The sequence below is a fragment of the Nocardia macrotermitis genome (genome assembly GCF_009604405.1).
Taxonomy (GTDB): domain Bacteria; phylum Actinomycetota; class Actinomycetes; order Mycobacteriales; family Mycobacteriaceae; genus Nocardia; species Nocardia macrotermitis.
The window spans coordinates 291,206-303,573 of sequence record NZ_WEGK01000001.1 but is presented as its reverse complement, the minus strand read 5'-3'; the positions used below and the strand labels follow the sequence as shown (position 1 = coordinate 303,573).

General features: G+C 67.2%; 17 protein-coding genes. 7 read left to right on the top strand and 10 right to left on the bottom strand.

From position 1 onward, the window contains the following. Positions 1-55: 55 nt before the first annotated feature. The gene (locus NRB20_RS01325) at positions 56-835 is read left to right on the top strand and encodes an ABC transporter permease (protein WP_319944426.1); all 780 of its coding nucleotides are present in this window, start codon (positions 56-58) and stop codon (positions 833-835) included. Here the strand turns inward: NRB20_RS01325 and NRB20_RS01320 are convergent. Further along, entirely contained in the window at positions 832-1,701 is an 870-nt protein-coding gene (locus tag NRB20_RS01320) for a helix-turn-helix transcriptional regulator (protein WP_153407322.1), read from the bottom strand. The genes NRB20_RS01325 and NRB20_RS01320 overlap by 4 nt on opposite strands. A 122-nt stretch (positions 1,702-1,823) precedes the next feature. Here NRB20_RS01320 and NRB20_RS01315 point away from each other — a divergent pair, with 122 nt between their 5' ends. Beyond that, on the top strand, positions 1,824-2,033 hold the full coding sequence (locus NRB20_RS01315; protein ID WP_153407321.1) for a tautomerase family protein: 210 nt from the start codon (positions 1,824-1,826) through the stop codon (positions 2,031-2,033). A 139-nt stretch (positions 2,034-2,172) separates the two neighbouring features. Here the strand turns inward: NRB20_RS01315 and NRB20_RS01310 are convergent, their stop codons facing one another. Next, a complete protein-coding gene (locus NRB20_RS01310) occupies positions 2,173-2,508 on the bottom strand; it encodes an RNA polymerase-binding protein RbpA (RefSeq protein ID WP_040823025.1) in 336 nt (111 codons plus the stop codon). A 223-nt stretch (positions 2,509-2,731) separates the two neighbouring features. Here NRB20_RS01310 and NRB20_RS01305 point away from each other — a divergent pair, with 223 nt between their 5' ends. Next, positions 2,732-3,058, top strand: coding sequence for a hypothetical protein (locus NRB20_RS01305; RefSeq protein ID WP_153407320.1), 327 nt, complete (start codon positions 2,732-2,734; stop codon positions 3,056-3,058). 61 nt (positions 3,059-3,119) lie between these two features. On the opposite strand, the gene NRB20_RS01300 is transcribed toward NRB20_RS01305, so the two are convergent. Both NRB20_RS01300 and NRB20_RS01295 read right to left on the bottom strand, forming a co-directional pair. Beyond that, on the bottom strand, positions 3,120-4,106 hold the full coding sequence (locus tag NRB20_RS01300; RefSeq protein WP_319944304.1) for a glycosyltransferase family 9 protein: 987 nt from the start codon (positions 4,104-4,106) through the stop codon (positions 3,120-3,122). A 213-nt stretch (positions 4,107-4,319) separates the two neighbouring features. Continuing rightward, positions 4,320-4,634 carry a hypothetical protein gene (locus NRB20_RS01295; protein WP_153407319.1) on the bottom strand — a complete coding sequence of 105 codons (315 nt, stop codon included), beginning with the start codon at positions 4,632-4,634 and terminating at the stop codon, positions 4,320-4,322. Between the two features lie 200 nt (positions 4,635-4,834). On the opposite strand from NRB20_RS01295, the gene NRB20_RS01290 reads away from it, so the two are divergent. Beyond that, positions 4,835-5,185: a hypothetical protein gene (locus NRB20_RS01290; protein ID WP_153407318.1), complete on the top strand. Its 351-nt coding sequence runs from the start codon at positions 4,835-4,837 to the stop codon at positions 5,183-5,185. Positions 5,186-5,287: 102 nt separating this feature from the next. Here the strand turns inward: NRB20_RS01290 and NRB20_RS01285 are convergent, their stop codons facing one another. The 5 genes from NRB20_RS01285 to NRB20_RS01265 form a co-directional block, all read right to left on the bottom strand. Then, the gene (locus tag NRB20_RS01285; RefSeq protein ID WP_319944303.1) at positions 5,288-6,133 is read right to left on the bottom strand and encodes an SGNH/GDSL hydrolase family protein; all 846 of its coding nucleotides are present in this window, start codon (positions 6,131-6,133) and stop codon (positions 5,288-5,290) included. A 91-nt stretch (positions 6,134-6,224) separates the two neighbouring features. Next, a complete protein-coding gene (locus NRB20_RS01280; protein WP_153407762.1) occupies positions 6,225-6,725 on the bottom strand; it encodes a GtrA family protein in 501 nt (166 codons plus the stop codon). Positions 6,726-6,806: 81 nt separating this feature from the next. Continuing rightward, entirely contained in the window at positions 6,807-9,203 is a 2,397-nt protein-coding gene (locus NRB20_RS01275) for an ATP-binding cassette domain-containing protein (protein ID WP_153407317.1), read from the bottom strand. Between the two features lie 63 nt (positions 9,204-9,266). Continuing rightward, the gene (locus NRB20_RS01270) at positions 9,267-9,677 is read right to left on the bottom strand and encodes a VOC family protein (protein WP_153407316.1); all 411 of its coding nucleotides are present in this window, start codon (positions 9,675-9,677) and stop codon (positions 9,267-9,269) included. Between the two features lie 5 nt (positions 9,678-9,682). Continuing rightward, the gene (locus NRB20_RS01265) at positions 9,683-10,132 is read right to left on the bottom strand and encodes a helix-turn-helix transcriptional regulator (protein ID WP_153407315.1); all 450 of its coding nucleotides are present in this window, start codon (positions 10,130-10,132) and stop codon (positions 9,683-9,685) included. Positions 10,133-10,203: 71 nt separating this feature from the next. Between NRB20_RS01265 and gloA2 the strand changes: the two genes are divergently transcribed. Together gloA2 and NRB20_RS01255 are read left to right on the top strand one after the other, a co-directional pair. Beyond that, entirely contained in the window at positions 10,204-10,590 is a 387-nt protein-coding gene (gene gloA2 / locus NRB20_RS01260) for an SMU1112c/YaeR family gloxylase I-like metalloprotein (protein WP_153407314.1), read from the top strand. 73 nt (positions 10,591-10,663) lie between these two features. Next, positions 10,664-11,155, top strand: coding sequence for a peptidylprolyl isomerase (locus NRB20_RS01255; protein ID WP_153407313.1), 492 nt, complete (start codon positions 10,664-10,666; stop codon positions 11,153-11,155). Positions 11,156-11,202: 47 nt separating this feature from the next. Here NRB20_RS01255 and NRB20_RS01250 read toward each other — a convergent pair whose 3' ends face one another. After that, entirely contained in the window at positions 11,203-11,697 is a 495-nt protein-coding gene (locus tag NRB20_RS01250) for a phosphoribosyltransferase (protein WP_319944302.1), read from the bottom strand. 155 nt (positions 11,698-11,852) lie between these two features. On the opposite strand from NRB20_RS01250, the gene NRB20_RS01245 reads away from it, so the two are divergent. After that, positions 11,853-12,335 carry a hypothetical protein gene (locus NRB20_RS01245; protein ID WP_153407312.1) on the top strand — a complete coding sequence of 161 codons (483 nt, stop codon included), beginning with the start codon at positions 11,853-11,855 and terminating at the stop codon, positions 12,333-12,335. The last annotated feature ends 33 nt before the right edge of the window (positions 12,336-12,368 follow it).

Below are 12,368 nucleotides of genomic sequence, written 5' to 3'. Positions count from 1 at the left end.
GGTTGTCGTACACGAGGATCCGGTGGCGGTGCCGTCGATCCCGGCCCCGGTGCGGGTGTTCCGGGACAGCGCCGTCGTCGCGTACCGGAACCTGGTCACCATCCTGCGGGTGCCGACCCTGCTGGTGACCGCGACCGTGCAGCCGCTGATGTTCGTGTTCCTGTTCGCCTACATCTTCGGCGCGTCCCTGGGCGGTGATCAGTACCGGGAATTCCTGCTCGCCGGAATCTTCACGCAGACAGTCGCTTTCAACGCCGCCTTCACCACGGTCGGACTGGCCAACGATCTGCAGAAGGGCATCATCGATCGGATGCGCACGCTGCCGATGTCGCGGCTGGCGGTGCTGATGGGCCGCACGCTGTCCGATCTGGTGGTGAACATCCTGTCGCTGGCGGTGATGGTCGGCTGCGGATATCTGGTCGGCTGGCGGATCAACGGCGGAATCCTCGACGCCGTAGCGGCTTTCGCGGTGATCCTGCTGTTCGCGTTCGCGATGTCGTGGGTGGGCGCGCTGACCGGTCTGGTCTCGCCGAGCGTCGAGGTGGCGCAGAGCGCGGGACTGATCTGGATGTTCCCGCTGACGTTCATCTCCTCGGCCTTCATCTCCGCCGAAACCCTGCCGGGCCCGCTGCGCGCGGTCGCGGAGTGGAATCCGATCACCGCGGTCTCGGCGGCGGGCCGCAAACTGTTCGTCAACGGCTCACCGCCGTCGTTCAAGACCCCGCACGGCTGGCCCGCGGATCACTGCGTCGAGTACTCGATCATCTGCTCGCTGGTGATCCTGGCGATCGCGATGCCGCTGGCACTCGTCCAGTACCGCAAGGTTTCTCGCTAACTCGGCTGGTGGTCGACCGCCGCGATCCGCTGGGTACCGATGACGGCGAGCAGGTCGAGTTTCTCGACGGTATCGGTTCCGGCGGCGGGGGTGAACCAGAGCAGGCGCTGGCGGCCGTCCTCGCTGAACAGGGTGAGGCAGTCGACCTCCAGCAGGCCGAGTTCGGGGTGGATGATCTGTTTGCGGTCGGCGCGGCGGAACGCGACGTCGTACTCGGCCCAGGTCGTCGCGAATTCCTCGGAGCGGGAATGCAATTCGTCGATCAGGCCGTTCACCTCGGTGTCCTTGGCGCCGCGTCGCGCCGAGGCGGCCCGCAGGTCGGCCACGAACGTGCGGGTCTGGCGGTCGTGGTCCGCTGCCGGGTAGATGTGCCGGGCCTCGGGATCGGTGAACCAGCGGTACACCAGGCTCGCGGAGTTGCCGCGGTGCACGGACTGGTCGCCGAGCAACGCGACCGCCAGCGGGTTCTGCACCAGCGTGACGTGCAGATCCGTGATCACCTGCGCGGGGGTGGTGGTCAGCCGCGACATCAGGTCGAGCATGCCCGGATGGACGTGTGCGATGGATCCGTGATCGCGGGGTACGGGGCGTTCGGCGAGGTCGAACAGGTGCGCGCGCTCGTCGGCGGTCAGGCGCAGCGCGCGGGCCAGTGCGTTGAGCATCTGCTCCGACGGTTGCGCGCCCGCGCCGCGCTCGAGCTCGTTGTAGTAGTCCACCGACGCGCCCGCCAGGCCCGCGACCTCGTCGCGCCGCAACCCGGGCACCCGTCGGCGCGGACCACGCACCAATCCGACCTCTTCCGGACTGATCCGGTCCCGGCGCGACCGCAGGAAAGCGCCCAGCGCGGCGTACCTCGACGAATTCATACTTCCATTGTGCGTGACGGGGGCCGGTCAGCCAGGGGTTGGCAGCACCTCGCTCAGTGAGCCCGCGCATCCCATAGTTACTGCATGCGGATTTCCGCAGAACCGAACTGAGGAGAAATACGATGCCTTTCGCCAACTTCAAGGTGCCCGCCGACACGATCAGCGCGGCGGACAAGAAGAAGATCATCGACCGTACGACCGACCTGTACGCCGAGATCTATGGTGAGCGCGCCCGCGCCAACACGCTGGTCGTGGTCGAGGAGGTCGTCGACGGTGGCTGGGGCTTCGGTGGCACGGTGCTGACCGCCGCCATGCTCAACGGGGACGACTGATCACCCGACGACGGGTACCACGGGTAGCCTGATCCGCGAGATCGCTTACCCCACAACGCGAAAGGCCGCATCCACCGATCGGTGGACGCGGCCTTTCGCGTTGCGCGGGTAGTCGCCCGGCGACCCCGGACAATTCGTGCTAGCGACCCCGGCGGGTCTTGAGCAGCTCCAGACGCTCCTGCAGCAACTCCTCGAGCTCGTCCTTGGAGCGACGCTCGAGCAGCATGTCCCAGTGGGTACGCGGGGGCTTGACCTTCTTGGGCTCCTGGGTGGTGCCCTCGATCAGGATGCCCTCCTGACCGTTGCGGCACAGCCAGGTGGGCGGGATCTCGGCGTCGTCGGCGAAGGGTACGTCGAACTCCTCGCCGTTGTCGGTCCGGTACCGCGCTACTCGCCGGGGTGCCAGGTCGTGATCCCGATCGGTCTCGTAGCTCACCGCTCCGAGTCGGCTACCTCGGAGTACACGATCTGCCATGGTGTGCGGTCCTCTCTCGGCCTGTCGGCAACGTCCCTCGATGAAGTGCAGGTCCGGCGGGACCTACGGGTATAACGCGCCAGGCCCGGGTTCAGTTCCCTGTGACGGTCAACCCCTGCATTTTACGGGTTACCTCCGCTGGATGAAAATAACCGCCCCACCCCGGGGGAAAACGGTGTGCCCCGCGTGGCGGCCGAACGAGCGCCCGTTAGGGTGTCGGGTCATGTCGCGCCGTGTCCTGTCGTCCTGCTCCTGGTGTGGACGGCAGATCGCTGAATCCGAAGTCGGGCGTCGCCGCCGGTACTGTCGGCAGTCCTGTCGCCAACGAGCCTACGAGCACCGGAAAGGCTTGGAGGGCACCGGAATTCCCGAGGACTCGGTGGTGCTGAGCGCACAGGAGGCGGCCGATCTGGCCGATCGCTGGTTCGCCGCGCGCTGTGCGGCGGAGGATGTGGCGACCGCGGTCGCCGAGGGTGCGGATCACGGTGAATTGCTGGAATTGACCGGTGCTCTGGTCAACCTGGCGAAGGAGGCCGAGCGACTCCGCTGAGGCGGATGTGCCCGGTCGGCCGGGCGCACAGCAAACATCCCCGGCCGACGCGGCGGTACCTTCAGCCGACCTGGCGGTAGGGCGCGGAGCGTCCGTCGATGGCCGCGCCCGACCACGAGCGGCTGCGCAGTTGCGTGTCGACGGCGTCGATCACATCCGGCACCGTGATCTCCAGCAGGCCGGGATCGGGGGTGTCGCCGTCGTGATCGCCGGTGTGCCCGGCCCACAGCACCACGTGACGTCCGAGCAGATGCGGCGGCGGACCGCTCTGATCGGGCGGGGTCGGGCCGAACAGCAGCACGGTGCGGGTGCCGAACGCGGTCGCCAGATGGGCGACACCGGTATCGCCGCACACCACGAGTTCGGCCTCGGCCACGGTGGCGGACAGTTCGATGAGATTCTGCTGACCGGCCAGCACATGATGCTGCGGCAGTCCGGCGCGGGCGGCGATGCCCAGCGCGATCTCGCGTTCGAACTCGTCGCCGGTGAGCACCACCTCGCGGTCCTGCACGAGCAGATGCCGGATCACCGCGGCGAAACGTTCGGCGGGCCAGCGCCGGGCCTCCGCGCCGGCGCCGACGTGGATGACGACGCAGTCGCGATGGTTCGTGGCCGCGACCGGCGGGACCAGTCCCAGGTTGCGGCGGTCGGCGCTGATGCCCGCGGATTCGAGCAGGTAGCACCAGCGGTCGACATCGTGCATGTCGGGCTGCCACTGCGGGCCGTCCAGTTCCGGGAACGCGGGGTTGCGGTAGGTGAGGATCCGGGTGGGGTTGGTCTTGGCCAGCTCGACGATGCCCTCGGCACCGGCGCTGTGCAGATTGACCGCGAGCGCCGGGGCCTCGCCGTCCCAGCGCAGACTCTCCGGATCCGCCGTCGGCACCATCTCGTCGACCGAGGTGATCAGATCGACGATCGGCTTGAGCCGATGCGGTGCCGCGAGCGCGATGTGGTCGTGCGGCCGCGCCCGGCGCAGTGCGCGCAGCGCGGGGACCGCGGTGAGTAGATCACCTAGTCCACGTGCGCGCAGCACGAGTACAACCGCCACCCTCTTCTCCTAGCCGTTCACCGTCATCCGCCGACTCCGCCCCCGCGCGCGAACTCGGCAGCGCATGGGCGAAGAGAGCCACTGGGCGATGGTTACCCGGGGTGCAAGACCTCGAAACGCGTATTCGATGCGATATCCGTCCCATCGAGTCCGGCCCGGGACGGTCGTACGGCGGCGATCCGATTGGGGGAGTGTTCCCCGCGGTGACGTGGTTCAATCGCTGTTCCGGTGGAACCACCCCATGTGGTTCTGCCAGAACGGGTGGTCGGCGGTGACGTGGTGCGGGGTGTGGTGCGGGTTGTCGTCGTCGCCGAACGCAGTCCCGGCGGCGAATCCGACACCGCTGATCAGCAGGGCAACCACGGCGGCGGTCGCGATGCGCAGCGGCAGGGAGGTGCGCCAGCTGGCGCCGAGCCGGGTCAGGCGGGACGGCGGTGGGGACGTCGCGGTGTTCGGGGTCGGGTCGATCGGTTCGGAGCTCGCCGCACGGGGAGGTGTGTGCTCCTCGTCGCTCTGCTCGTGTGTCATTTTCACGCCTCGGTGGTCTGTGCCGCGATGAACAGGACGGTGGTCGTGTGGACGTGCCGACCGCTTCGCAGGCTAGGGGGCGAGGATGGCATCGATCTGCGTGTCGGATGTGGATCTGCTGTGTGTCCCGGGTCCGGTTCACAGGTTTTCTACTACCGAATGTCGTTGACGGCCTCGTCGATGAACTACGCTGTCGTTCCATGACATTCGTCTTCAATCTGGTGCTCGTGACCCACCTGCTGGGTCTGGCGGCCATCATCGGCGGCTACGCGGCCTCGCCGACCCGGGTATCCGAGGTACTGGTGTGGGGTGCGCGGGCGCAGCTCATCAGTGGGCTGGTGCTGTTCGGCCTGGCGGATTCGATCCACTCGCTGGACAAGCACGTCATCCTGGCGAAGATGATCGTGAAGCTGGTGATCGCGGTCGCGGTGGCCGGTTTCGCCGAGATCGCGCGCGCGGATGCCAAGCGCGACAAGATGATCGGCTGGATGCCGCACGCCGCGGGCTGGCTGGCGATCGTCAATGTCTGCGTCGCGGTGCTCTGGACCTGAGCCCCCGGGGGTTCGGCGGCAGCCCGCGACTAGGTACCGCGGCCCGCGGCCGATCACATCGATCGTGATCAGCGCGCGGGCGGCGGTATCGGTTGCGCGAGTTCAGGATTCCGCGGTGGGCTGCGGTTCGATCGGCGGCAGGCTCGCCAGCCGGTCCAGGATCAGATCCGCCACACCCGCCATGCCCGCGGCGGTGGGATGGAACGGCGCGCCGGGATACTGCCGGCCCGGGAGGGGAAGGTAGCCGCCGATGGTCCACGCGCCGGTGCTGCCGGGCGGATGGTCCAGGCTGGGGGTGCGGGCGTCGATCAGTTCCGCGTCGGCGCGGGCGGCGGCCGAAGCGGTATGTGCGGCAAGGGATTCGGCGAACTGCTGATAGTTGCGATCGACCGGGCGGTCCTGCGCGGAGACCGGGCCGAGCAGCGACAGATAGTTCACGACCAGCACCCGGGCGCGCGGTGCGCGGCGGGCGATCGTGGTCAGCACCTCGGTGAGACTCTGTTCGATCGTGTGCAGCCGGTGGTTGACGGCGGTTTCGTCACCGAGGCGTGCGATCGGGGGGATCAGCCGTAGCGGCAAGGGTAATCGGTGCGCGATGCGGTACTGGGTCAGGCCGACATCGTTCCCGCCGATGGTCAGCGTGACCAGATCGGTCGCGGAGTCGACCGCGCGGATCTGCGGCGGCTGGCCGTACTGCTGCTCGTGCAGGATGTGCTCACAGGTCGCGCCGCTACTGGTGACGTCGGTGAGTTCCAACTGGGCGGCCGCGGCGACCAGATGCGCGTAGTTGTTGCGCGAGCGGCCCGCCAACCGTGGTGCGTCGGGTTCGCGGGGTGCGATCGCGGGCCCGGAGGCGAACGAACTGCCCAGTGCCACATACTTCTTGCCGTGCCATCGAGTCGACTCCGGATCCGTGCCGGGTCGGCTGTGGTGGAGAATGCCGCTCACCTCCCTGGAACATGCCCCCTCCGGAGGCATCCTGACGTAGTGCGCGGCGTGTTTCAAGCCCACGGAAAATCCGTCCGGCCCGGCCGCTACGTCACAGTGTTTCCAGTTCGGCCTGCGTCAAATCATCCGGAAATACGAACTTGCGCAATGCCCAGTAGCGGAATGCCATCGCCAGCAGCACACCGAGGATCTGTCCGGAGATGAAATTGGACAGCGCCTGCGTCGTCCGGCTGACGTGCGGCACATGCAGATCGAAGAGGTACAGCGCGATGGCCTGCGGAATCAGCGTGACCACCACGGCCAGCGCGCTGACGCCGAAGAACAGCGCGGCCTCGTGCGCGCGCTGGCGCCCGCCCCGGGTGCTGAACGACCATTCCCGATTCAGAATGTACGAGGCGATCGTCGCGATGAGGACACCGATCGCGCGCGCGGTGAGTGGTTTGTCCTGCAGGACGGTGAATTTGAGCGCGTAGACGATTCCGGTATCGATGAACCAGGTGATCGCGCCCACCACCGCGAACTTCATCAGCTCCTGATGCTGGTGAAGACGGGCGAGGTAGCGGTCCGGCACTCGATCCAGCGCGGTCTGCATCAACGACACGTCGCCACAATAGCCCGGCCGCCGCCATCCGGCACCCGCTGCTGTTCGCGGGAGTGGTGGCTCGCGGTGCGGTCAGCTTCCGACATAGGTCGCCAGATGTTGCCCGGTGAGGGTGGAGCGGGCGGCGACCAGATCAGCGGGCGTGCCCTCGAAGACGATGGCCCCGCCGTCGTGCCCGGCGCCCGGTCCCAGATCCACGATCCAGTCCGCATGCGCCATCACGGCCTGGTGGTGCTCCACCACGATCACCGATTTCCCGGCCTCGACCAGCCGATCCAGCAGCGCGAGCAACTGTTCCACATCGGCCAGGTGCAATCCGGTGGTCGGTTCGTCCAGGACGTAGATGCCGCCCTTGTCACCCATGTGTGTGGCCAGTTTGAGCCGTTGGCGCTCACCGCCGGACAACGTGGTCAACGGCTGCCCCAGGCGCAGATAGCCGAGCCCGACGTCGGCGAGGTGCCGCAGGATCTTCTGCGCCGCGGGAATGCGCGCCTCGCCCTCGCCGAAGAATTCCTCGGCCTGGGCGACGGACATCGCGAGCACCTCGCTGATATCGCGGCCGCCGAGGTGGTAGTCCAGCACCGCGGCCTGATACCGCTTGCCCTCGCACTCCTCGCAGGTGGTCGCGACCCCGGCCATCATGGCCAGGTCGGTGTAGATGACGCCCGCGCCGTTGCACGCCGGGCACGCGCCCTCCGAATTCGCGCTGAACAGTGCGGGTTTCACGCTGTTGGCCCTGGCGAACGCCTTGCGGATCGGTTCCAGCAGGCCGGTGTAGGTCGCCGGATTGCTGCGTCGCGAACCGCGGATCGCCCCCTGGTCGACCGAGACCACGCCCGCGCCCGCCGGAATCGAACCGTGCACCAGCGAGCTCTTGCCCGATCCGGCGACGCCGGTGATCACGACCAGCACACCGAGCGGGATGTCGACGTCCACCTTGCGCAGGTTGTTCGCCGTCGCGCCGCGGATCTCGAGCGCGCCGGTGGGGGTGCGCACGGACGCCTTGACCCCGGCGCGGTCGTCCAGGTGCCGGCCGGTGACGGTGTCGCTGGCGCGCAGCTCCTCCAGGGTGCCCTGGAAACAGATGGTGCCGCCCGCCGCACCCGCGCCCGGTCCGAGATCCACGATGTGGTCGGCGATCGCGATGGTTTCGGGTTTGTGCTCGACCACGAGCACGGTATTTCCCTTGTCCCGCAGGCGCAGCAGCAGCGAGTTCATCCGCTCGATATCGTGCGGGTGCAGGCCGATGGTGGGTTCGTCGAAAACGTAGGTGATATCGGTGAGTGCCGAGCCCAGATGACGAATCATCTTGGTGCGCTGGGCTTCTCCGCCGGACAGCGTGCCCGAGGGGCGGTTCAGGCTCAGATAGCCCAGGCCGATCTCCACGAAGGAGTCCAGGGTTTCGCGCAGCGATTCCAGCAGCGGGCCGACCGACGGTTCGTCCAGGCCGCGCACCCAGTCGGCGAGATCGCTGATCTGCATCGCGCACGCGTCGGCGATGCTGATGCCCTCGATCTTCGAGGATCGGGCGGTCTCGCTGAGCCGGGTGCCGTCGCATTCGGGACAGATCGTGAAGGTGACCGCCCGCTCGACGAAGGCGCGGATGTGCGGCTGCATCGCGTCGACGTCCTTGGACAGCATGGACTTCTGGATCTTCGGGATCAGCCCCTCGTAGGTGAGGTTGATGCCCTCGACCTTGATCTTGGTCGGTTCCTTGTAGAGCAGGTCGTTCAGTTCCCGCTTGTTGTACTTCTTGATCGGCTTGTCCGGATCGAAGAAGCCCGAGCCGATGAAGATCCGCCCGAACCAGCCGTCCATGCTGTAACCCGGGATCGTGAACGGGCCCTCGCGCAGGGATCTGGTGTCGTCGTAGAGCTGGGTCAGATCGATGTCGTTGACCGCGCCGCGGCCCTCGCAGCGCGGGCACATGCCGCCGGTGATGCTGAAACTGCGCCGCTCCTTGATCGTGCGTCCGGCACGTTCCACGCTGACCGCGCCCGCGCCGCTGATCGAGGCCACATTGAACGAAAACGCTTGCGGCGAACCGATATGCGGGCTGCCGAGGCGGCTGAACAGGATCCGCAACATGGCGTTGGCGTCGGTGGCCGTGCCGACCGTCGAACGCGGATCCGAGCCCATCCGCTGCTGATCCACGCTGATCGCGGTCGTCAGCCCCTCGAGCACGTCGACCTCGGGCCGCGCCAGGGTCGGCATGAAACCCTGCACGAACGCGCTGTAGGTCTCGTTGATCAGCCGCTGCGATTCCGCCGCGATGGTGCCGAAGACCAGTGAACTCTTCCCCGACCCGGAGACACCGGTGAACACCGTGAGCCTGCGTTTGGGCAGCTCGACGCTGACATCGCGCAGATTGTTCACCCGCGCGCCGAGCACCCGGATCACCTCGTGGGTGTCGGCGACGGGCGGGAGTGTCCGGTCGCTGCGCGCGGGCGTCCTCGCGGCCTTGGTCATCGTGTCCTCATCTGCTCGTCGCGGCCGTGGGCACGGCCCGGAATCGGGGTGGGGGCGAAGCGGTCAGCTCTGTTCCTGGATCCGGACCATATTCCCGGCCGGATCGCGGAAGGCGCAGTCCCGCACCCCGTACGGCTGTTCGGTCGGTTCCTGGACGACCTCCGCGCCGGTGGCCTTGACGCGTTCGAAGCTGCCGTCCAGATCCTTGGATGCCAGCAGGATGCTGCCGTAGGTGCCCTTGGACATCATCTCGGTGATGGTGCGCCGCTCGTCGTCGGTGATGCCGGGGCTGGCCTGCGGCGGATACAGCACCACATTGATACCCGGCTGTCCGGCGGGGCCGACGGTGAGCCAGTGCATCCCGTTGTAGCCGACGTCGTTGCGGAGCTCGAAGCCGAGCGCGTCGCGGTAGAAGGCCAGGGCGGCCTCGGGGTCGGTTTGCGGCAGGAAACTCGAGTGAATGGTGATATCCATGGCGATCAGGCTAGTTGCGGGTCGGTTACCGAAGCTTCTCGATTCCTGATCGGTCTGGTCACCTGTTTCGCTACACACGAGGGCATGCCCGCGGTGGCGTCGGCCTGTTCGCGGCGGTAGACGCTGGGGGAGACACCGACCAGTTCGCTGAACCGGGTGCTGAACGTGCCCAGCGAGGAACAGCCGACGGCGAAGCAGACCTCGGTGACGCTCAGATCGCCCCGGCGCAGCAGGGCCATCGCGCGTTCGATACGCCTGGTCATCAGGTAGGAGTACGGCGATTCGCCGTAGGCCAGGCGGAATTGGCGGCTCAGATGCCCGGCCGAGAAGTGCGCGTCGCGGGCGAGGGCCTCGACGTCCAGCGGCTGCGCGTACTCCCGATCGATCCGGTCGCGCACCCTGCGCAGGCGGGCGAGGTCCTGTAGGCGCTGCTCCTCGGTCGGGCTACCGGTCATACGCCCGATCGTACGTGCGAGCCGGGGGTGGGAGCGGCGAATGCGGGAGGCACTCGATTAGCGTCGGCGGAATGGAACTGCGACGAATCCACCACGCCGCGATCATCGCCTCGGATTACGGCGTGTCGAAAGCGTTCTACACCGAGGTGCTGGGTTTGCGGGTGGTGGCGGAAAACTATCGGGCCGAACGCGATTCGTACAAATTGGATCTGGCATTACCGGACGGATCGCAGCTCGAACTGTTCTCCTTTCCGGATCCGCCCGCCCGGCCCTCGCGTCCGGAGGCGTGCGGTTTGCGGCATCTGGCGTTCGCGGTGCCCGATGTGGCCGCCGCGGTACGGGAATTGCGGGCGCGCGGCGTGGACACCGAGGAGATACGGGTCGACGAATACACCGGAAAGCCGTTCGTATTCTTCGCCGATCCCGACGGGCTGCCGCTGGAGTTGTACCGGGAGTGAGCTTTTCGCGCCCGGGATCACGCTGGTAGTGGTCGGTCGGGGTGGTCGGCGAGCGCTGCCATACGATGTTGCGATGACCACAGTGTTGTTGAAAACCTCAGCAGGTGACATCGCCCTGGAGCTCGACGAGACCAAGGCGCCCAAGACGGTCACGAACTTTGTGGACTACGTCAAATCGGGCCATTACGACGGCACCATTTTCCATCGGGTGATCCCCGGATTCATGGTTCAGGGCGGCGGGCTGACTGCGGATATGAGTCAGAAACCCACGCCGAACAAAGTGGAGAACGAGGCGAACAACGGGTTGCGCAACGACAAGTACACCGTCGCCATGGCGCGCACCTCGGACCCGCATTCGGCCAGCGCGCAGTTCTTCATCAATACCGCCGGTAACGATTTCCTGAACTACCCGGGCCAGGACGGTTTCGGCTACGCCGTATTCGGCAAGGTCGCCACCGGCTCGGAGGTGGTCGACGCGATCGAGGGCGTGGCCACCACCTCCAAGGCCGGGCACCGCGACGTCCCGGTCGAGGCGGTCACCATCGTCTCCGCCCAGGTGGTGTAGGACAGTTCGCGTATCCCGGGGCTGCGTCGGGCGGTCCCGGGATCAGCTCACGCGTCGACCACGCGGGGTTCGCGTTTCACCACCGGCGGCAGCACCGACCACGGGAAGTTGATCCAGCGGTCGGTGTTGCGCCAGACGTATTCGCAGGAGACCTCCGAACGCGGCTTCTGGTAGATGACCGCGCAGCGCACCTCGGCCACCTTGTCGGCACAGAAATCGCGGACCAGCCGCAGGGTTGCCCCGGTGTCGGCGACGTCGTCGGCCACCAGCACCCGCGCGCCCGCCAGATCCACCGCCGAGGGGACCGGCGGGAGCATCACCGGCAGATCCAGGCGCTGATCCACGCCGGTGTAGAACTCCACGTTCATGACGTGCAGATTCTTGACGTCGAGCGCGTATCCGAGCGCGCCGGCGACGAACAGTCCGCCGCGCGCGATGGACAGGATCAGATCGGGTTCGAAACCATCCTCGGCGACCATCTCGGCGAGCTCGCGGCTCGCGGTGCCGAAGAGTTGCCAGTCGAGTTCCTCGCGATCGCTCACGTGAGGAGACTAGCCCAGTTCGACGGGCCGCCCGAACGGTATGTGGCGGGCGTCGACCGCCGAATGTGCATTTGTACGTGGAAAGCCTCGGGGCGCACTGGTGTTCTCGTCATATGAAATCTGCTCTGGGGAAAACGGTTCGCGGGAGACTCCGGATGGGGCGGCTCGCCGCGGCGGAGGACCTGTCCACGGCGCTGCGCACGGTCTCGGAGATCAACCGCGTCATCGCCGCGGCCGATGTGAAGGTCGGATTGTTGTTGACCGCCAACGGATTCGCCCTGACCGGGCTGGTCGCGACCGCCCGCACCCACACCACCGTGCTCACCTGCGCGATCGGGGTCGTCCTCGCGGTCTCACTGCTGGTGTGCATGGCGTACCTGGCCGCGACGTTGCGGCCGGATCTGCGCGGCGCGGGGGCCGGGAACTGGTTCAGCTTCCCGACCTTTCCCACCGAGACCGACCGGCGGCCCGATGTCGCGGTGCTGGCGGATCAGGCGTGGCGGGAGGCGGCGGTGCTCGCCGAAGTAGCGCGGGGGAAGTATCGGAGGTTCGTGGTGGCGTTGCGGTGGAGTGCGGTGAGTTCGGTGGTGTTCGTGGGGTGGTTCGTGGTGTCGTCGGTGTCCGGGGTCGGGGGGTGAGGGATGGTGGGGATTCTGTTGGTGCACAGTGGA

Excerpts from the sequence above, each read along its gene's own strand:
- NRB20_RS01280 (WP_153407762.1), bottom strand. The coding sequence starts at position 6,725 with ATGCAGACCGCGCTGGATCGAGTGCCGGACCGCTACCTCGCCCGTCTT.
- NRB20_RS01310 (WP_040823025.1), bottom strand. The coding sequence starts at position 2,508 with ATGGCAGATCGTGTACTCCGAGGTAGCCGACTCGGAGCGGTGAGCTAC.
- NRB20_RS01305 (WP_153407320.1), top strand. The coding sequence starts at position 2,732 with ATGTCGCGCCGTGTCCTGTCGTCCTGCTCCTGGTGTGGACGGCAGATC.
- NRB20_RS01320 (WP_153407322.1), bottom strand. The coding sequence starts at position 1,701 with ATGAATTCGTCGAGGTACGCCGCGCTGGGCGCTTTCCTGCGGTCGCGC.
- NRB20_RS01315 (WP_153407321.1), top strand. The coding sequence starts at position 1,824 with ATGCCTTTCGCCAACTTCAAGGTGCCCGCCGACACGATCAGCGCGGCG.
- gloA2 (WP_153407314.1), top strand. The coding sequence starts at position 10,204 with ATGGAACTGCGACGAATCCACCACGCCGCGATCATCGCCTCGGATTAC.
- NRB20_RS01275 (WP_153407317.1), bottom strand. The coding sequence starts at position 9,203 with ATGACCAAGGCCGCGAGGACGCCCGCGCGCAGCGACCGGACACTCCCG.
- NRB20_RS01245 (WP_153407312.1), top strand. The coding sequence starts at position 11,853 with ATGGGGCGGCTCGCCGCGGCGGAGGACCTGTCCACGGCGCTGCGCACG.
- NRB20_RS01255 (WP_153407313.1), top strand. The coding sequence starts at position 10,664 with ATGACCACAGTGTTGTTGAAAACCTCAGCAGGTGACATCGCCCTGGAG.
- NRB20_RS01295 (WP_153407319.1), bottom strand. The coding sequence starts at position 4,634 with ATGACACACGAGCAGAGCGACGAGGAGCACACACCTCCCCGTGCGGCG.
- NRB20_RS01290 (WP_153407318.1), top strand. The coding sequence starts at position 4,835 with ATGACATTCGTCTTCAATCTGGTGCTCGTGACCCACCTGCTGGGTCTG.
- NRB20_RS01270 (WP_153407316.1), bottom strand. The coding sequence starts at position 9,677 with ATGGATATCACCATTCACTCGAGTTTCCTGCCGCAAACCGACCCCGAG.
- NRB20_RS01265 (WP_153407315.1), bottom strand. The coding sequence starts at position 10,132 with ATGACCGGTAGCCCGACCGAGGAGCAGCGCCTACAGGACCTCGCCCGC.